Source organism: Ignavibacteriota bacterium (genome assembly GCA_016218045.1).
GTDB lineage: Bacteria > Bacteroidota > Ignavibacteria > SZUA-365 > SZUA-365 > JACRFB01.
The window spans coordinates 271,705-290,810 of the sequence record JACRFB010000040.1 but is presented as its reverse complement, the minus strand read 5'-3'; the positions used below and the strand labels follow the sequence as shown (position 1 = coordinate 290,810).

Annotated in this window: 17 protein-coding genes and 1 tRNA gene; 12 read left to right on the top strand and 6 right to left on the bottom strand. The window is 59.5% G+C overall.

Annotation, left to right across the window (positions count from 1 at the left end; all coding sequences use genetic code 11):
• Position 1: 1 nt before the first annotated feature.
• Both HY962_10875 and HY962_10870 read left to right on the top strand, forming a co-directional pair.
• On the top strand, positions 2-1,159 hold the full coding sequence (locus HY962_10875) for an FtsX-like permease family protein (GenBank protein ID MBI5647424.1): 1,158 nt from the start codon (positions 2-4) through the stop codon (positions 1,157-1,159).
• Positions 1,160-1,163: 4 nt separating this feature from the next.
• The gene (locus tag HY962_10870) at positions 1,164-2,333 is read left to right on the top strand and encodes an ABC transporter permease (GenBank protein ID MBI5647423.1); all 1,170 of its coding nucleotides are present in this window, start codon (positions 1,164-1,166) and stop codon (positions 2,331-2,333) included.
• Between the two features lie 11 nt (positions 2,334-2,344).
• Here the strand turns inward: HY962_10870 and ftcD are convergent, their stop codons facing one another.
• The 6 genes from ftcD to HY962_10840 all read right to left on the bottom strand — a co-directional run bounded on the left by ftcD (position 2,345) and on the right by HY962_10840 (position 9,821).
• Complete coding sequence (gene ftcD / locus HY962_10865; protein MBI5647422.1) at positions 2,345-3,967, bottom strand: glutamate formimidoyltransferase; 1,623 nt, start codon at positions 3,965-3,967, stop codon at positions 2,345-2,347.
• 117 nt (positions 3,968-4,084) lie between these two features.
• Complete coding sequence (locus HY962_10860; GenBank protein MBI5647421.1) at positions 4,085-4,405, bottom strand: heavy metal-binding domain-containing protein; 321 nt, start codon at positions 4,403-4,405, stop codon at positions 4,085-4,087.
• Positions 4,406-4,459: 54 nt separating this feature from the next.
• Positions 4,460-5,848, bottom strand: a complete 1,389-nt coding sequence (locus tag HY962_10855; GenBank protein MBI5647420.1) for a sigma-54-dependent Fis family transcriptional regulator — start codon at positions 5,846-5,848, stop codon at positions 4,460-4,462.
• A 42-nt stretch (positions 5,849-5,890) separates the two neighbouring features.
• Positions 5,891-7,732: a HAMP domain-containing protein gene (locus tag HY962_10850; protein ID MBI5647419.1), complete on the bottom strand. Its 1,842-nt coding sequence runs from the start codon at positions 7,730-7,732 to the stop codon at positions 5,891-5,893.
• A complete protein-coding gene (locus tag HY962_10845) occupies positions 7,733-8,914 on the bottom strand; it encodes a hypothetical protein (protein ID MBI5647418.1) in 1,182 nt (393 codons plus the stop codon).
• A 145-nt stretch (positions 8,915-9,059) separates the two neighbouring features.
• Positions 9,060-9,821, bottom strand: a complete 762-nt coding sequence (locus HY962_10840) for a hypothetical protein (protein MBI5647417.1) — start codon at positions 9,819-9,821, stop codon at positions 9,060-9,062.
• Positions 9,822-9,974: 153 nt separating this feature from the next.
• Here HY962_10840 and HY962_10835 point away from each other — a divergent pair, with 153 nt between their 5' ends.
• The 10 genes from HY962_10835 to HY962_10790 all read left to right on the top strand — a co-directional run bounded on the left by HY962_10835 (position 9,975) and on the right by HY962_10790 (position 19,054).
• Positions 9,975-10,448, top strand: a complete 474-nt coding sequence (locus HY962_10835) for an Rrf2 family transcriptional regulator (protein MBI5647416.1) — start codon at positions 9,975-9,977, stop codon at positions 10,446-10,448.
• Between the two features lie 69 nt (positions 10,449-10,517).
• On the top strand, positions 10,518-11,594 hold the full coding sequence (locus HY962_10830) for a 4Fe-4S binding protein (GenBank protein MBI5647415.1): 1,077 nt from the start codon (positions 10,518-10,520) through the stop codon (positions 11,592-11,594).
• Between the two features lie 88 nt (positions 11,595-11,682).
• The gene (locus HY962_10825; GenBank protein MBI5647414.1) at positions 11,683-12,909 is read left to right on the top strand and encodes an alginate export family protein; all 1,227 of its coding nucleotides are present in this window, start codon (positions 11,683-11,685) and stop codon (positions 12,907-12,909) included.
• A gap of 41 nt (positions 12,910-12,950) precedes the next feature.
• Positions 12,951-13,550 (top strand): cytochrome c nitrite reductase small subunit, encoded by a 600-nt coding sequence (nrfH, locus tag HY962_10820; GenBank protein MBI5647413.1) that lies wholly within the window; start codon positions 12,951-12,953, stop codon positions 13,548-13,550.
• A 69-nt stretch (positions 13,551-13,619) separates the two neighbouring features.
• A complete protein-coding gene (nrfA, locus tag HY962_10815) occupies positions 13,620-15,107 on the top strand; it encodes an ammonia-forming cytochrome c nitrite reductase (protein MBI5647412.1) in 1,488 nt (495 codons plus the stop codon).
• A gap of 8 nt (positions 15,108-15,115) precedes the next feature.
• Positions 15,116-16,348 carry a DUF438 domain-containing protein gene (locus HY962_10810; protein MBI5647411.1) on the top strand — a complete coding sequence of 411 codons (1,233 nt, stop codon included), beginning with the start codon at positions 15,116-15,118 and terminating at the stop codon, positions 16,346-16,348.
• A 44-nt stretch (positions 16,349-16,392) separates the two neighbouring features.
• The gene (locus HY962_10805) at positions 16,393-16,908 is read left to right on the top strand and encodes a DUF2249 domain-containing protein (GenBank protein MBI5647410.1); all 516 of its coding nucleotides are present in this window, start codon (positions 16,393-16,395) and stop codon (positions 16,906-16,908) included.
• A gap of 92 nt (positions 16,909-17,000) precedes the next feature.
• Complete coding sequence (locus HY962_10800; protein MBI5647409.1) at positions 17,001-18,239, top strand: cytochrome C; 1,239 nt, start codon at positions 17,001-17,003, stop codon at positions 18,237-18,239.
• Between the two features lie 180 nt (positions 18,240-18,419).
• Positions 18,420-18,953 carry a lipocalin family protein gene (locus tag HY962_10795; GenBank protein MBI5647408.1) on the top strand — a complete coding sequence of 178 codons (534 nt, stop codon included), beginning with the start codon at positions 18,420-18,422 and terminating at the stop codon, positions 18,951-18,953.
• A gap of 24 nt (positions 18,954-18,977) precedes the next feature.
• Positions 18,978-19,054: transfer RNA gene (locus HY962_10790), tRNA-His, on the top strand.
• Positions 19,055-19,106 lie beyond the last annotated feature (52 nt).

Here is a 19,106-nt window from a genome sequence, read left to right as displayed (position 1 = left end):
CATGAAAGTATTCAAACTCATATTCAAGAATCTGCTGCGCCATAAATTGCGTTCGGCGCTGACCGTGCTCGGACTCGCGGTCGCCGTCATGTCGTTCGGCCTGATACGCACCGTGATAGGCGCGTGGAATGTGGGTCTCGAGGCAACGTCACCGAACCGCCTTATCACGCGGCATTCGGTGTCGTTCATCTTTCCCCTTCCCGTCGCGTACAAGGAACGCATCGCGTCGGTACCGGGTGTCACCGGGGTCTCCTTCGCCACGTGGTTCCAGGGTGTGTACATCGATGAACGGAATTTCTTCCCGCGCATGGCGGTGGACGCCGAAACATTCTTCGATCTGTATCCCGAACTGCTCGTGCCGCAGGAGGATCTCGACGCATTCAAAAAACGCCGCAACGCCTGCCTCGTCGGCGTGAAAACGGCGCGCAAGTTCAATTTGAAACCCGGCGATGTCATGACCATCGACGGCGACATCTTTCCCGGACGTTACGAGTTTGTCGTGCAAGGCGTGTACACCGGGAGGGATCGCGCGACGGACGAGACGCAGATGTTCTTCCATTGGCAATACCTCGAGGAATTGCTGAAACGCGACATGCCGGTGCGTGCCGGCGTCGTGGGGTGGTACGTGGTGCAAATCGCGGAACCCAGTCAGTCGGCCCAGATATCCCAGTCCGTGGACGCGCTGTTCCGGAATTCGCCCAATGAAACCAAGACCGAGACTGAAAAGGCCTTCACCCAGGGATTCATCTCCATGACGAGCACCATCATCCTCGCGATGGAGTTCATCTCGTACATCATCATAGGCATCATTCTCCTTGTGCTTGCGAACACCATGGTCATGACGGCGCGCGAGCGCGTCGTCGAATACGCCGTGCTGAAAACACTCGGCTTCCGCGCACTGCATATCGCGGGACTGATCACGGGTGAATCGCTGCTCATTGCCGCCCTCGGCGGCATGTCGGGGCTCCTGCTCACCTTCCCGATCACGCACGCGATTGCGGAGGCCCTGTCGAACTTCTTCCCTGTGTTCCTCATCGAGACCGAGACCATGGTGCTGGCGATGACCTTCGCCATGGTTGTCGGGATCATTGCCTCGATTCTGCCGGTGTACCGCGCCATGAACACCAGCATTGTGGAAGGCCTGCGGCACATCGGATGACGCCATGAAAATTCCCCTCAGCTACAGTTACAGGAATCTTTGGACGAGGCGGCTCACCTCGATTCTCACCATGGCCGGCATCGGGCTCGTGGTGTTCGTCTTTGCGGCGGTATTGATGCTTTCGAACGGAATCACAAAGACGATGGTCGGAACCGGACGGGAAGACAATGTGCTTGTCATCCGCAAATCGGCCGAGACTGAAATGATCAGCGCCGTGAGCCGCGAATCAGCGGAGATCGTTCGCACCTTCCGAGAGGTCGCAACCTCGACGGAGGGCGCGCCGCTCGCTTCAAGCGAAATGAGCGTGATCATCAATCTTAGCAAGATGGGAACCAACGACATGGGAAACGTGATCGTGCGCGGCATCGACACCGAGGGCCTCACGATACGGCCGCAGGTCGTGATCGCGGAAGGCAGGATGTTCGAGCCGGGCACGACGGAAATCGTCGTCGGTTCATCGATTCACACCCGCTTCAAAGGGTGCAGCATCGGTCAGACACTTCGTTTCGGCGCGCAGGACTGGACTATCACGGGTGTGTTCGACGCGGGCCGGAGCGCGTACGACTCGGAAGTATGGGGCGATGTCGAACAACTGACCGCTGCATTCCGGCGGCCCGTGTATTCATCGGTTGCCGTGCGCCTTCGTGACGGTGCCACGGTCGAGGCCTTTCAGGCGCGGCTCGCGGCCGATCCCCGCCTCCAGCAGCTCGATGCAAAACAGGAGAACCGGTTTTTCGCGGACCAGTCGGAAATGATGTCGCAATTCATCAGCATCCTCGGGCTGGTGATCACCATCATCTTCAGCTTCGGCGCGATGATCGGGGCGATGATCACCATGTACGCGGCGGTAGCCAACCGGACGCGAGAAATCGGCACGCTTCGCGCGCTCGGCTTCAGAAGGAGAAGCATCCTCACCGCCTTTGTACTCGAGTCGGTGTTCCTGTCGCTCGTTGGCGGAACAGGCGGGCTGCTCCTCTCATCAACCCTTCAATTCGTGACCATCTCAACCGTGAACTGGGGTTCGTTCTCCGAGCTCGCGTTCGGATTTACGCTCTCGCCGGAGATCGTGATACAATCGCTCGTGTTTTCGGTCGTGATGGGACTGGCCGGGGGCGTCGTGCCCGCCGTGCGCGCAGCGCGACTGAATATTGTCAGTGCGCTGCGCTCGGCTTGAACGATCGCGTATCAGTTCGCGCGTGAGTCGAGAGCAGACAGCACTGCAATCGAGAATTCACGCGCGCGGTTGACAAACTGATCCGCTTCACCGCGTATCCTGTCACGGTATGCGGTATCGGTCACGGAACCGAGATTGATGAGCACGTTTTTATATGCGCCCCAGATGCCCGTCTCCAGCGCCTTTGCGCCGACTTCGAGATCGGATTTGGATGCGATGTTCCCATGCTCCGCCATTTGCAGCATCTGTGGCCAGCAGCGGTCGGCGATGCGCATCGTCGAGAGCGGGACGTCGATGGCCTTTTTGAGGCCGTCCTGCATGGCCTGGCTCCGCACATCTTTCTGTTCGGGCGTTTCTTTCGGAAGTCCGAGCGCGGCCATATAGTCGTTGAAAGCATTGGTGTCGGCATCGATCATGGGGATCAGGTCGCGCATCGCCGCGTCGAGGGGTGGAATCAGTTCGCGCATGATAGCGTCCTTCTCCTCGAATTTCCTCTTGCCGTAGGTCATCCAGCCGACCATCGCTCCGAGGCCCGCGCCCATGGACGCGATAAGAGCGGAGGCACTGCCGCCGCCCGGAGCGGGGGTGCGCGCGCCGAGCAGTTCGACGAATCCCCGCACAGTGAGTGATGCCAGAGGTTCCTGCGCGCCGTCCTCGATCATATAGTCGATGATGCGTTTTTGCGGTTCGAAGCGCGACACGGAATTCAGTCCGAGGCGTTCGACGGCGAGGCGTATTTTTTGATGCTCGTCGATGATAAAGAGATTTTCCCTTTCGATGTAGTAGTCGGCGGCCATGAGCAGGGCTTCGAGCGGGATGAGTCCGACAAGCTCGGATCCAGCGACCGCCAGATTCAGGGCGCGGGCATCGGCGGCCACTTCCTCGAACGCGACATGCGGGGGAGTGACCTTGTAGTTGTCGAGGTTGATCGAGACTTGTGCCATGTTGTATTCGTCGACCCACCACCCGATGGCCTTCACCGCTTCGAGCCGACCAGGTTCGCCCGGGCCGCGGCCCTGCTCACGGATATTCAACGCGATGCGGTGCGCCTGCTCTTTTGTGCCCAGCACATTCACGTTGTAGGCAATGAGGAAGAAACGCGCGCCGGTGCACGTCGCACCCCATGCTGGGACAAACGCTGCGGGGCCATAGTCGGGCTTCCATTCCTCCGTCACGATACGATCGGCAAGACCCTCATACTCGCCCGCGCGTATCTGCCGCAGCGATTTCCGGTACTCGCGTGTCGATGCTTCCTCGTAGAGGTATATGGGAATGCCGAGTTCCTCGCCCGCTCGCCGCCCGAATTCGTGCGCGAGGGCGACACAGTCCTCCATCGTCACTCCAGCGACAGGCACGAAGGGGCAGACGTCCATCGCCCCAACACGCGGATGTTCTCCCGACTGCGTGCGCATGTCGATGAGCGATTGCGCAGCGCGGGCAGAGTTGAGAGCGCCTTCGACCACCGCCTCGGGCGAGCCGACGAAGGTATACACCGTACGGTTGGTCGATTTTCCGGGATCGACATCGAGAAGCGTACAACCCGGAGTTTTACGGATGCTTTCGGCGATGGCTTCGATGATGCGGGGGTCGCGGCCTTCCGAAAAATTCGGAACACACTCAACGATTTTTTTCATGGAGATGCGGGGAGAGAAGGTGAGAGGGGATGAATGGCGCGGGCGCGCCCCGTGAGACCGGAGCGCGCCCGCAAAAATAGAGCGATTCCCTCGCTCGGACAACTAGCCGCGGTGCGGCTACTTGATTACCACCGCGGTGCCGCTGGCCGTGACCATGAGCATACCGCCGCTCGCTCCGAGGTTTTCGTAGTCGAGGTCGATGCCGACAATCGCGTTTGCGCCCATCTGCTGCGCGCGTTCGGTCATCTCCTGCAGCGCAATGTCCTTGGCCGTGCGCAATTCGTTTTCATAGGTCGCCGAGCGTCCGCCGACGATGTCGCGGATGCCCGCAAAAAAATCCTTGAAGATGTTCGCGCCAAGAATGGCTTCGCCGGTCACGATCCCTTTGTACTCGACGATGGAACGGCCTTCGACGGTGTTTGTTGTTGTGAGTAACATGATTGACCCCTTGTGGTGATTGTGTCGTATTGACGTGACCAGTGTGATACGGCGTTATCGGTACCGGGATGCGTCGATCCCAAGTTCTTCGATTTTTCTGTAGACGGTCTTTCGATCGACATCCATACGTTCGGCCACGGCGCTGATGTTGCCGCGATGATCTTCGAGCGCTTGTGTAATAAACGCGGTCTCGGCTGCCTGCACAACACTCCGCATATACTCTTTGAACGGCAGGTCTGACGCGGCAGGATTCGTATTCCCCGCGGGCGGGGAGGTATGAGTCTGAACAGGAATATCGACGGCCAGGATGGAATCGCCCGTGGCGGTGACAAGCGCGCGCTTCATCAGGTTCTCGAGTTCGCGGACGTTGCCCGGCCAGTCGTATCGCATCATCACCTGCAATGCTTCCGGGTGTATGTGGGCCACCGTGCCTCCTGCAATCGACGCATGTTTGCGAAGGAACGTATCCGCGAGGAGGGGAAGATCGTCGCGCCGCTCACGGAGCGGCGGGAGCTGCACCGGCACCTCGTTCAGGCGGTAGAAGAGGTCCGCGCGGAATTCGCCCGCTGCTATCATCGCCGTGAGATCACGATGTGTGGCCGCAATCACGCGCACATCGATGGGGATGGAATCATTGCCGCCCAGGCGCTGAATCTCGCGTTCCTGCAGGACGCGCAACAACTTCGTCTGCATTTGCAGAGGGACATCTCCTATTTCATCCAGAAACACGGTGCCGCCCTGCGCTTCTTCGAATTTGCCGATCCTCTGCCGGAGAGCTCCCGTGAAGGCGTTCCGTTCATGGCCGAACAGCTCGCTTTCGAGCAGCGTCTCGGGGAGAGCCGCGCAGTTAACCACGATAAACGGGCCATTCCGACGCGCGCTCGAGTAGTGGACCGCGCGGGCGGCCAGTTCCTTGCCGGTACCCGTTTCGCCCAATAGAAGAACCGTGAGATCCGTATCGGCCACGCGGCGGAGCAGCGAGAACACCTTGTGCATCGCCTCATTCTGTGTGACGATGTTTCCGAAGGCCGAGGTGTCGCGCACGGTTTCGCGGAGTCTCTCGAGTTCGCGGTCGCGCGAGCGGGCGTCGAGCGCGCGGCGGATTTTTACCCGCAGCTCGGCATTGTCGCACGGCTTCGTGATGTAGTCGAACGCGCCGAGCCGCATGGCCTCGACGGCGGTATTGATGGATCCGAATCCGGTGATCATGATTGCCGGTGTATCGGGAGCGTGAACCGACAGCCACTGCAGCAACTCGATGCCGTTCATCCCTTCCATCACGAGATCGGAAAGCAGTAGGTCGTAGCGGGCGTCTAGGAGCAGGGGCATGGCGTCACGCGCATCGCCGCAACTGCGCACCGCATACCCCTCGTCTTCCAGCAGCGCCGTCGTTGCGATCCGGAAAGCCTTATCGTCGTCGACAATCAGAATGTGTTCGTTCATCGGGCTGCGTGGTCTGCGTGTGATAGGATGCGGGCGTGGAAATCAGGCGGCCGCGTGCTGCGTGACAGGCAGTGTGATGGTAAACGTGGTTCCCGCGCCCGGCTCGCTTTCGACGTTGATGGAGCCGCCATGAAGGGATACAATGCCGTAGACGACGGAAAGGCCAAGGCCGACTCCGCTCACTTTTCCCTTCGTCGTAAAAAAGGCGTCGAAGATTTTGGGCAGATGCTCGCGGGGTATGCCCGTCCCGGTATCGGTGACAGACACGGCGATGGTTGCGCCGTCACAGTGACCACGGATGTCGAGCATCCCGCCTTCCGGCATCGCATCACGGGCATTGAGCACCAGGTTGAGGAACACCTGTTTCAGTTTGTCCGCGATTCCATCGACGCGTGGCAGATCGGAGGCGAGATGCAGGTGTTGTTCAATGCCGCATTCCCGCAGGTCGTTGGACACAAGTGCAAGCACGTCGCGCAGCACTTCGCCTAGATCCACCGGGGAGAGTTCCTCGCGCACGATGGAGGTGCGGTATAGATCGAGCAACTGCCGCGTCAATCGCGACATGCGTTCGATTTCCTCGTGCGCAACTTCTATCAGATCGCGACCCTTTACGTCGGAGGGCAGGCGTGTGAGCGCAGTCTGCAGGCAGCTTCGGATATTATGCACGGGATTGTTGACCTCGTGCGCGAGTTGCGCGGCGAGTTTACCCGAGGCGGCCAGCCGTTCGTTCTTGATGATCTCTTCCTGCGCTTCGCGCAGTTTGTTGAGCGCGTCATCGAGGTCCTTGTTCCGGCCCACCAGATCCGCATTCACCTCCGCGAGGCGGCGGATCGTGTCCTTCAGTGCGGAGCCCATCGCGACAAAACGGGCGGCCAGATCCGAAAATTCGTCCCTCCCGCGCACATCGATGCCGATGTCATAATTGCCGCGGGCAATTTCCGCCGTACCGCGCACCAGTGCGTTTATCGGACGCGTGATGCCTCGCGCAATGACATGACCCAGCACCGTCGTCACGGCGAGGAAGAGAAGGGACAGGAACACAAAGGCGTCCCGCACGGGCTGCATCCCCTCGCGCAGTGCTCGTCCGATGGGTTTTGCGAGGAGGTAGCGCAGCGCGCGCGTGTGGCCGTGTCCGCTCCCGAATACTCGCTCGAGGGCGACATAGGACTCATCCCCTGAAACAAAGCGCACAGGTTCAGCGGCGGGTGCGGTCGACGCGTCGCGTGCGCCCGCGACGCCGACAAAGGCGGCGGCCAGGCGCTGCGCCTCGGCCTCCGGCACGTTCGACAGCAGGACCCTCGCATCATCCAGGATAACCACGTCGCTGCCGGTCGCGCGGCGCAGTGTCAAAACATCGGACACACGTATCCGATATCCGAGCGTCAGAGAGCCGAAGACGGTGGACCCGATACGGAAGGGCGCGGTGACGATGCGATAGGGTTGTGCATCAAGCGCGCAGAGGTCTGTGGAGGGCGTCCCCTGCAGCGCGGCTTCGACTGTCGGCAATCCGACAAAAGGGCTGACGGTCTTGCGGCCCTCGAGTAGTCCGGCCAGAGGCCGTCCCTGCGCGTCGGTGAGCAACAGAAGATCGGTGACGGTTGTGTTCGAGATTTCCGCGGCAAGCTGTTCCGCCGTGCCGGCGTCTCCCAATTCGATGACGGCGCGCAGGCGCGGCGATTCGGCGATCACGGTGCAACTGCGAACGAGCTGTTCGGCCTGCAGGTCGCCGAGCACGGCGAGTGTGGAGGCGTTGGTCTGCAGCTCGGCGCCGAAGGTGGCCTCGATACGCGAGCGCATCCACCTGTCGGCGATGAAAAACGTGATCAGGAGAAGCGAGACCACGACCCCGTAAATGGAGACAAGTATTTTGTTTCGGAACCTCATTCAGAATCGGACGGCGAGCTGCGAAACGATCTGATCGCTGATTTTGCTTTGTGTCGCGGCGAGCCGGGAATGCCGCCAGGCGAGTTTTGCAAGCACGTTTCTGTCGATACGGTACACAAGTCCGCTTTCGATGTCCAGTATGTCGTCGTCCCACGCGGAGGCCTGCGCCTGCGTGTCGTCGAGGCGGGCGTCGTCAAACGTGATTCCACTCAGACGGGTGGCAAGCGTGAGGCGTGGTGAGACCGCGTACGAGACTTCCGCGTTATACCCGAGAGCGCGGAAGTGTTCATCGCGCTGTTCGAGCGGGTACCGTGAATCGGACCAGGTACCCTGCGCGTACACGGCAAGATGGCCGATCGTCACCTCGGCATCGATTTCGGCAGTGTATTGTTTGTAGTCCCGGACGTTCACCACACGGCCGAGGCGCGCAGAGTCCTGCGCCGCATCGGCGAGATAGGCACCGAAGCACAAGCCGCCGCCCAGAATCCAACCCTGTAGCGGTTCGACGGTGATTCGCAGGACCTTCCCGAAGTCGCCATTCGTATTCAGCGCACGATTCCCGGGCGCGCTTACAGTACCATTTGTGAGCGCTGCGGCGAAACCGACGATGCCAGAGGAACCGTACACCATCGCGCCGATGTCGTAGATGCCGAAATCCATGAGACGCATGCCGCCTCCGGCGCCACGACGGCGTTGCAAGTCCTGCGTCGGAACGCGTTCGGCCGGCAGGGCGGTGGAATAGTCGTACGGAGCGGGGAGACTGTACAAGGTGTTCCGCATCGCGAAACGTCGTTCACCGAGATTGCCGAAAGGGATGTCGAATTTTCCAACCTGGAGATTGAGGCCGAGAGGGAGATCCATCACTCGAATCGCGAGAAAGTCGAAGGTCGGATCCTCGTTTTGGAACACACGGAGTCCGCTGAGGAAGGAGACGTTTTCAGCCACGATTGCATCGGCAAAAAAATCAACCCTCCAACCGAACGTGGCCCGTCCCTGTGCCGTCGTACGGTTTGATATCGTGCGATCCGTCTGTATACCATGAACGGCCGCTTCGCCGCTGAACACAATTTGAGACAACACCTGTCCGTGTATCAAAAGGAAAAGGATCGAGCCGGTCAACAGAGTGTGCAGAAGCATCGCCGAAGGCCTGCGTGATGGTGTGTGTGGAGATGGAGTGGCCATGGTCGACTCCGGTGAATCGTGTGTCGCTGGAATGGCATGAGACGATGCGACTCCCGGCACGATCTGCGCGGCGCGTGGCGAGACTCGTGGCGGCGTGTACGGGGTATCGTGAGGTTGAACGCGTATTCGACAGGACATCCGCGCCTCACAGCACAAAATCAATTGTCAGATTGTCGCCAGGACGCAGCGTCACCGTACGTTGTGATACATGCGCGCGTCCATACCAGCAGTGGACCACATACTCGCCCGGTGGTATGTCGGAGATCTCATACATGCCCCGTTCATCCGGAGCGGAAAAAAAAGGATTGTCCAGCACCAGGATGATCGCGTTCATCGATGCGTGGATGTCGCAGTACACACGCACGATGCCGGGCGTATCAAAACGGACGGATCTCGAATCACCCTTGGGATATCGTCCGAGATCGAAGTCCCCTGGCTCGGAATACGAAAAGACATTGTGGAACACATTATCCTGATTCGGGAATTCGACGGTGGTCCCCGCAAGTATTGCGAGCACCTGGGGCCGGAACTGCATGCCCCGCTGATCGAGTACGGGTCTTTTTGCCGACGCCGGGAATTTCATGCCTTTGAACACCGGGCTCTCGAGGTAGACAACCACTTTTTCAGCGAGTGTCGGACGTCCTTCCGTTGCACTGTCCGAAGCGGCGGCGAGCGCCTTCGCAATCGCGTATTTGTTAAGAAGCGCGAAACGGCGCACCGCGTCTTCAGGTGATTCGTGCGTGGTGGCAACAACATTTCCCCGAATCGTGGCTGCCGCTCGCGCGGACTGTGCCTCCGCCTGATACTGCGTTAACACACAACACGCTGCCACAAGCAGGAATAATCCCGCCCGCAGATGCATGCTGGGTCGTGATGGCTGTATCGTGGTGGCAGCGTAAAGGTGCATACTGGTCGCGCTCAAATTCTGGAGAACAGGTTGAGGACAATAAAATACAGAGCGACACGCATGAAAACAGGACTCGATGGATGAAAAAAAATGCTTGACACGCTCCATGTCTTGTGTTATGTTTGAATGTAGATAAAAGACTCGATTATCGATATGGCTATAATTTTCTCAAAAGGATGTGAATACGGCATGCAGGCGGCGTTATTCATCGCAACGCAGCACGAGCGCCGTGTGGGTATCAAGGAGATAGCCCAGGAGCTTCAGATTCCGGTGCATTTTCTCGCGAAGATACTGCAGACACTCAGCGAAAAGGGAATCCTGCAGTCGTTCAAGGGAAGCAGCGGGGGTTTCACGCTCAACGGCGAGCCATCGGCCATCAGGTTGTTCGATATCGTGCAGGCGATAGACGGCGACCAATTGTTTTGCCGGTGTGTCCTGGGTTTCCCCAACTGCGGCGACGAGCATCCCTGCCCGGTCCATCAGATCTGGGGTGAATTGCGGAATACGATCCGGGACATGCTCTCGAAGGAATCACTCGAGGATCTGCTCCCGATCTCACGCAGCAAAATAGCGTCACTGCTCGACCCCGTCACCTCGTTGATGGAGACGCGACTCACATCCGCCTGACAACAAGCACGTGTCCGCGGCCCAAGTGCGGCGGACGTTCAGAATTACAAGACAGAAAGCACCTCGTAGATGAAAAAGCAGTTTGAACGACGAAGCGTTGGGAAGGGCCAGCAGCTCCGATTTTGGGTACAGAGCGCGTTTATAGTCCTTTGCCTGTGGATAGGAGTGGAATTTGTCCTGTGGCACCATGCGCACAGCAGCGGCGCAGTGCCGCCGGTGAACAGGCCTCCGGGAGTTGAAGGATTTCTCCCGATCAGCGCTCTCATGAGTTTCTGGTATTGGATACAGACGGGCGACTTTCATGGAGTCCATCCCGCCGGCACCGTGATCCTCGCCGCGATACTGGGCATGTCGATCGTCTTTAAAAAATCGTTCTGCAGTTGGTTCTGTCCGATAGGGACCCTGTCCGAGAACATCGGCGAATTCGGCAGGAAGCTGTTCGGCAGGAATTTTACACCGTGGAAGTGGCTCGATATTCCGTTGCGGGCTGTGAAGTACCTCCTGCTCTCGTTTCTTGTGTATGTGGTATTCTTCCAGATGGATGCCGCGTCACTGGGCGCATTTCTCGAAAGCCCCTACAACCGCGTGGCCGATGTGAAGATGATGCTCTTTTTTACCGACCTGTCGCGCACAGCCGTCATCATACTTGTGGCGCTCGTGCTGCTGTCGCTGCCCATCAAGAATTTCTGGTGTCGCTACCTGTGTCCCTACGGCGCGCTGCTCGGATTTGCCGGCCTGTTCAGTCCCTTCCGTATCACACGCAATCCGGACACCTGCATCGACTGCTCGAAGTGCACCAAGGTCTGCCCCGCCGCGATTCGTGTGGACGTTGCCCGCGTGGTGATGTCGGACGAATGCACGAGCTGTCTGGCGTGTGTCGACATCTGTCCCGTGAAAAACACGCTGCAACTCAAGGCGAAACCCCGCGCGCGATTCGAGGTGACGCCGGTGCGGCTCGCGGTCACCATCATCACCCTTTTCCTGCTCGTCACGGGCGGTGCAATGCTCAGCGGCAATTGGAAAAGCAGCGTGACCGAGCAGGAGTACAGCCGCCGCATCAAGGATATCGATAATCCGATCTATCAGCACAACCAGGGAAGTGCGCCGTCGGAAGAAGCAACGCGTATTGCCGAGTCGGAACACTGATCCCGGCGTCGCGTGCGCAGCCATAGGAAGCATCCGGTCAAATACTGATATTTCAGCAATACAAACTCCTATTATCACGAAACCCGTCATGAAACACCTCCTGATCGTTCTCACAGCGCTCTTGTGCGTCCTCAGCTCCTCGTCCGCGCAGGAGATTCGTTTTTCCGGCCAGCTTCGCGAGCGGAGCGAATTGGATGCAAAGAGCTTCCGCATTGGTCAGAATCCCGACGTCTTTCATCTCCTGCGCACACGGCTGAAAGCGCTGGCGCGGCTGAATCCCAACGTCCAGGTCGCCGTCGAAGTGCAGGATGCCCGCACGTTCGGACAAAAGAAGTCGACGTTGAACACGGGTTCACCGGCGTTCGATCTGCGGCAGGGGTATGTAGAGGTTGCGAGTCTGAGCGAGTCCGCATTCGGCTTCCGACTTGGCCGGCAGGTCTTCGCCTGGGGCAATGAGCGTTTGATCGGCCCCATCGAGTGGAACAATTTCAGCCAGTCGTTCGACGCGGGCATGGTGACATACCGGTCGGGCGCGGTGTCGGCCGAGGTGTTTGGCGCGGCGGTGGCGCGGAACGACAACGGCACGTCGTACAATCGCGACGTGTTCGCTTCGGGACTCGCGGCGGCGTGGAAGCCCGCGGGCGCCGGGAGCACAGCGCAACTGCTGTTGGTGTTCGACAATCCGAAGGACACGGCGGTGCGCCAGAATCGTTACACCGCGTGGCTGCAGGTGCAAGGCGCGTATAGTGGATTCGACTACTCCATCGACGGCGCCTACCAGTTCGGCGACTATATCATGCGCAACGGGACGTTTAGTATCGGAGCACACATGCTCGGTCTCCGCGCCGGATATACCATCGACGAAGGATCCGCGCTTCGGATCGGCGTCGGCTTCGACCGCCTCTCGGGCAAGGACACGGATCCGGCATCGAAGACGTACGGCGTCTTCAACACGCTGTACGCAAGCAATCACGCCAAATACGGACACATGGATTATTTCCCTTCGACGGCATTGGACCTGGGACTGAACGATCTCTATTTCCAGGTCAGCGCAAAACCCGCCGGCTCGCTCGGAGTGAACGCCGATGTGCATCTGTTCAGCACCGCCAGCGATCCCGTGGCGCTGCCCGGCGCAGCGCCTGAGACCACCGGGTCGATCGGTATGGAACTCGATACATACGTCACCTGGACGGTCGCCGAGGCCGTGCAGATGAGCGCCGGGTATGCCGTGTTCGACGGAGCGAAGGACCGCATCATGCTGCCCGGTCGCAAGACCACGAACTGGGCCTATGCCATGACCACTGTCAACTTCTAGAAGGTTCCACCGCAGAAGGCGAAACCAGAGAGGATGCACGTATGAAATCACTTCTCCGTTTCTTCATCCCGCCTCCGGCCTGGCGATTCCCCGTGCTTGTGCTTCTCGGCATACTCGTCGGACTCGGAGGCGTGGTGCTGCACATTTCCAACGCGACATCCTACATGTCGAACGATCCGGCGGCGTGTATGAACTGCCATGTGATGGCGCCGCAGTACGCGACATGGCAGCATGGCAGTCACGGCCGTGTGGCAACATGCAACGACTGCCACGTGCCGCAGGATAACATCGTCCGGACCTATGCATTTAAAGCCCAGGACGGATTGCGTCACGCGACGATGTTCACCCTGCGGCTCGAGCCGCAAGTGATACAGATCAAGGAGGCCGGGGCCGACGCCGTGCAGGAGAATTGCAAGCGGTGCCACGATAAGCTTCTGCACACGGTTTCGCTCACCTCCATGACGGGACACGATGCCCGCGCAGGAGAGGGTGTGTACTGCTGGCACTGCCATCGCGAGGTGCCGCACGGCCGCGTCAACAGTCTTGCGTCCACACCGTACGCGCGTGTGCCGATTCCCACGACGATCGTTCCGGAATGGCTCGAAAAAGATGTGCGCACATCGTCCTCCCCCGTGCGTTGACGCGGCGGACCGACGGCACAGGGTCAGCATTTTCATTCACGCATACAGACACCATAATCCCACACACCTATGAAACGTCGCATCATGGATCTGATTCAGGAAAAGCCCTGGCTTGGCTGGGCCATTTTCCTCGCCACCGTCATCGTGGTATTTCTTGTGGGCTTGTTCGGCGCCTCCATCATGGAGAGGCGCGGCGAAGCCCAGCTCGCATACCAGATGGTCAAACCGATCAACGACTGGGAGCCGCGCAATGAGGTCTGGGGCGAGAACTTCCCGCGCGAGTACGAAACGTATTCCGCCACGGCCGACACGAGCTTCGCGAGCAAACACGGAGGATCCGCCAAGATCGATTATCTCGAGAAGTATCCGAACCTCGTGATCCTCTGGGCCGGCTACGCGTTCTCACGCGATTACAACCAGGGGCGCGGCCACTATCACGCGATCGAAGACATACGGAACACGCTGCGCACCGGTGTGCCCCAGCCGGGCACCTGCTGGTCGTGCAAGAGCACCGACGTGCCCCGCGTGATCGAACAGCGTGGCGCGGCGGACTTCTACAAGGACAAGTGGGCAAATCTCGGAAGCGAGATTGTGAACAACATCGGATGCCAGGACTGTCACGACCCCAAGTCGATGAATCTCCGCATCACACGCCCCGCGCTCATCGAGGCATATCAGCGCATGGGCAAGGATATCACCAAGGCCACGCATCAGGAGATGCGTTCGCTCGTGTGTGCACAGTGTCACGTCGAATACTACTTCAAAGGCAAGGAGGAGAAGTATCTCACCTTCCCGTGGGACAACGGGTTCTCCGCCGAGGACATGGAGAAGTATTACGACGGCGTGGAGCACAAGGACTTCGAGCACAAACTCAGCAAAACGCCGATCCTCAAGGCGCAGCATCCCGACTTCGAATTGTACATGACCGGCATCCACGCGCAGCGCGGAGTGTCGTGCGCCGACTGCCACATGCCATACCGCAGCGAGGGCGGCGTAAAGTTCACAGATCACAAGATTCAGAGCCCGCTGTACAATATCGCCAACTCGTGCCAGGTGTGTCATCGTGAAAGCGAACAGAACCTGATTAATAACGTCCACGACCGCCAGGACAAGATCGAGGAATTGCGCGGATCAGCCGAGAGTGCGATAGCCCGCGCGCACATCGAAGCCAAGGCCGCATGGGACGCCGGAGCGACGGACGCGGAAATGAAGCCCGTGCTCGCGCTGATCCGTCAGGCGCAGTGGCGCTGGGACTATGTCGCCGCCGCCAACGGCGTGGGCTTCCACTCGCCCGTCGAATCCGGCCGTCTGCTCGGCGCGTCGATCGACCGTGCGCAGGAGGCGCGCGTGCAGCTCAGCCGTGTGCTTGCAAAACATGGTGTCACGGGTCCCGTCGTCCTGCCCGATATCAGCACCAAGGCAAAGGCGCAGGCGTACATCGGACTCGACATGCCGAAACTCATTGCCGAAAAAACTGAATTCAAGAACACCGTATTGCCCGAATGGGACAAGAAGGCGGCCGCACGCCAGGCGGCGATGCCCAAGGAAAAAAAGTAACCTATACCATGAGTGAACTGATCGACAACACCGCACAAAAAAAACAGCAGCTCAAGGAACTGATCCGCGAGCTGCACAAAACAAACGACACTGCGGATGTGAAAGCGCGCGTGTCGGAAATGCTCGGCGAGGTCCCCTACGGACTTGTCGTGGAAGTGGAGCAGGAATTGATGAACGAGGGCCTGCCCCACGAAGAGGTAATCAACCTCTGCGACATGCACGGCGAAGTGCTCAAGGGCAACATATCGCTGGCAGGCATGAAGGACGTCGCCCCGGGCCATCCGGTGCATACCTTCATGGAGGAAAACCGCGCGCTGGAAGGCGAGATCGACGCGCTCCGCCCACTGCTGGCCGAACTCGACTCGGTGACCGAGCAGAACGCGCTCGCCGATGCGATCAACACCATCCGACCGGTATTCAACCGGCTCATGGGTGTGGACACACACTACCGACGCAAGGAGAATCTTGTCTTCCCGTACCTCGAGAAATACGGAGTGACAGGCCCACCCACGGTCATGTGGGCGAAACATGACCAGATTCGCGATCAGCTCCGCGCCGCGTCGGAGGTGCTCGCGCAGGCCGGAGAGCTGACGGTGGACGAAGTATTCACCGTGTCGGAGTTGGTTCTGAAGCCCGCGATCAAAGGCATTCAGGAAATGGTGTTCAAGGAGGAACAGATACTTTTCCCGATGTGTCTCGACCGGCTGACCGATGTGGAATGGTTCGAAATTGCGCGGCAGAGTCCCGAAATCGGATTCTGCCTCGTTGATCCGCGCGACGAATGGAAACCCGACCTGGGTGAAGGAGTCGTGCCCGCGGGTCCGGTCGGCGAACGTATACAGATGCCGAGCGGAAGCTTTTCGCTGCCGGAACTGACCGCCGTATTGAACACACTGCCGGTGGATCTTACCTGGGTAGATAAGGATGACACAGTCCGATATTTCACGCAGGGCCGGGAGCGCATTTTCGACCGGAACCGGGCAATACTCGGGAGGAAGGTGCAGTTCTGCCATCCCCCGTCGAGCGTCCATGTTGTTCAGAAAATTCTCGACGATTTCCGGAGCGGGACGCAGGACCGCGCCGCCTTTTGGATCACCCTTGGCGGCAAGTTCATCCACATCGAATATTTCGCGGTGCGCGGCATCGACGGCGAGTATCTCGGCACGCTGGAAGTGAGCCAGGATCTGACAGCAAAACGCGCGCTCACGGGCGAGCAGCGTATTCTCGACTACGTTTCCTGAGCCGGTGCAATGATGACACACACACTGAGGAAGGGAAGCCCGACATGCACATAATGCCGGAAACAAACATCGCCGCGCTGCTCGAAGTATACCCGCAGCTCGAAGAAGCGTTGCTCGCGCATTCGCCGGCGTTTGCGACACCGCGAAACGCCGTATTGCGCAGCGCGATCGCAAAGGTCACCACGATTGCACAACTGGCGGCTCTCGACAAAACGACGCCGGGCGCGCTCGTGAATCTGCTCCGCGAACGCGTGGGCCAGAACGAGACGCGCGATGCCGCGGCGCAGGACGGCGCGCATGACGGCACGCCCTCGTGGGTTGTGTCCGCGACAGTGCTGGTGCGTTACGACGCGCGCGAGGATCTGGCCGCCGGGGTACATCCCGCGCAGCGAGTGATGCGGGAACTTTCGGAACTTCCGGCGGGCGGCGTGTATCAACTCGTCACGCCCTTCCGGCCGGGTCCACTCATCGACATGGCGCATGGCCGCGGGTACGAATCGTGGACGCGCAAGGACGCCGAGGGCGCAGTCATCACATTTTTCTCGGTCGCCGGGGCTTGACACGCGCCGGAATAAACAATCTCCGGTCGGCAGCCCGGTACAGAAAGGACATTGCCACACCCCACATACCTCAATCCCCATCACGGTGCATCATGAAAAAGTACCTCTCTCTCCTCGCGGCAATGCTTGTCTTCGCGGTGGTCCCGATGACCGCGCAGCAATGCGTCACGTGTCACAAAATGAAAACGCCACAGATCGTCAGCGACTGGCAGCTCAGCAAACATGCGCAGAACTCGATCGGCTGCGACGACTGCCACGGCGACAAACACAACGGACCGTCCAATGTGAAGGAGGCCCGCATCCCGACCCCGGAAACATGCAAGACCTGCCACGCGGATCAGGTCGCGCAGTACCGAAAAGGCAAACACTCGATTGCGTGGGCGTCGATGAAAGCAATGCCCACGGCGCATTTCCAGCCGATGGCGATGACCGTTGGCATGAAAGGATGCGGCGGCTGCCACAAGATCGGTGAAAAGAGTGAAGCCGACATCACCGAACTCAAAAAGACGAGCCCCGGTTTCGGCACTGCCGCCTGTGACGCGTGCCACACGCGGCACACATTTTCCACGACCGAGGCACGGCAGCCGCAGGCATGTCAGACCTGCCACACGGGCTTCGACCACGCGCAGTGGGAGATGTACTCGGGTTCCAAACACGGTGTGCGGTATCTCCTGAAACAGAACAAGACCCTGCCCGAGGGCACGGCCGCTCCGACCTGTCAGGACTGTCACATGCAGGAGGGCAATCATGAAGTACGCACGGCCTGGGGCTTCCTCGCGGTGAGACTTCCCATGCCCGATGATGCGCAGTGGACAGCCGACCGCGCCACGATTCTCCAGGCGCTCGGCGTGCTCGATCCTTCCGGCAAACCCACCGCGCGGCTCGATGTGGTCAAGGCCGCCGATGTGGCGCGCCTCACACAGGAATCGTGGCAAACAGAGCGCGACAAGATGCAGCGCACCTGCAACAAGTGTCACGCATCCGAGTTTGCGAAGGGCGAACTCGCGAAGGGCGACGACATGATCCGCGAAGCCGATCACGTCATGGCCGAGGCCATACGCATCGTGGCCGCTCTGTACAAGGACGGCGTCCTCGCCAAGCCGAAAAACTACAACTTTGATTTCCCGGATCTGCTCACATTCCACGATGCCCCGACCGTCATCGAACAGAAACTGTTTGTGATGTTCCTCGAGCATCGCATGCGCGCCTTCCAGGGCACCTTCCATGCGAACCCCGACTATGCGCTTTGGTATGGATGGAGCGAACTCCAGCGAGATCTGACCGAAATACGCACCATCGCGGCGGATCTTCGGGAGAAGGCGAAGAAATAGGGCGTTCACAACGCAGTATTCAAGCGCAAACATACGGGGGCGGGAACACCGCTCCCGTTTTTTATGCAGGGCACAAAGCGGGGCGGACGCACGTACTAGTCGACGCCGGGCGTGGCTAGGAGATCGAGGCGGGTCGGAGTAAGTTGGCGGAAAACGAACCTGTCAACGGAGGAGGTCACAATGGCGCGAAATATCGTGGGGATGATACTGGTGCTGGCCTGCTTGGCGGGATGCGGCGGCAATTACGCTCCGCTCGACACTGTCCAATCCGTCGACCTGCAACGGTACACCGGGTTGTGGAACGAGATCGCCTCGAAGCCGGTGAGTCAGCAGGAAGGATGCCGCTGCACGACGGCCGAGTACTCGATCCGCGAGGACGGCGACATCCGCGTCGTGAACACCTGCCGGAAGGGTGGGGAAATCAGCCAGGCGGAAGGCAAGGCCTTCATCGTCCCGAACACGAACAACACAAAACTGCGAGTGCAGTTTTTCTGGCCTTTCCGCGGAGACTACTGGATACTCGATCTCGCGGACGATTATTCCTACGCGGTTGTGGGCCTTCCGAGCCGCAAGTACTTCTGGATATTGTCGCGGACACCCCGGATGCATCCCGACACCTTGCGCATGCTCACCGACCGGCTCGCCGCGCGCGGCTTCGACACGGCCACCATGCAAGTTACCACCCACGATTGCGACGGTTTGAAATCCAATTAGTTCTGCGTACATTGCGGTTCTCTTGCCGTCGTAGCTCAGTTGGTTAGAGCGCCAGATTGTGGATCTGGAGGTCATAGGTTCGATCCCTATCGACGGTACCACACCCCTGACGGGGCCGCATCCTCCCACTTCGAGTCCATCCTGAGGATACCC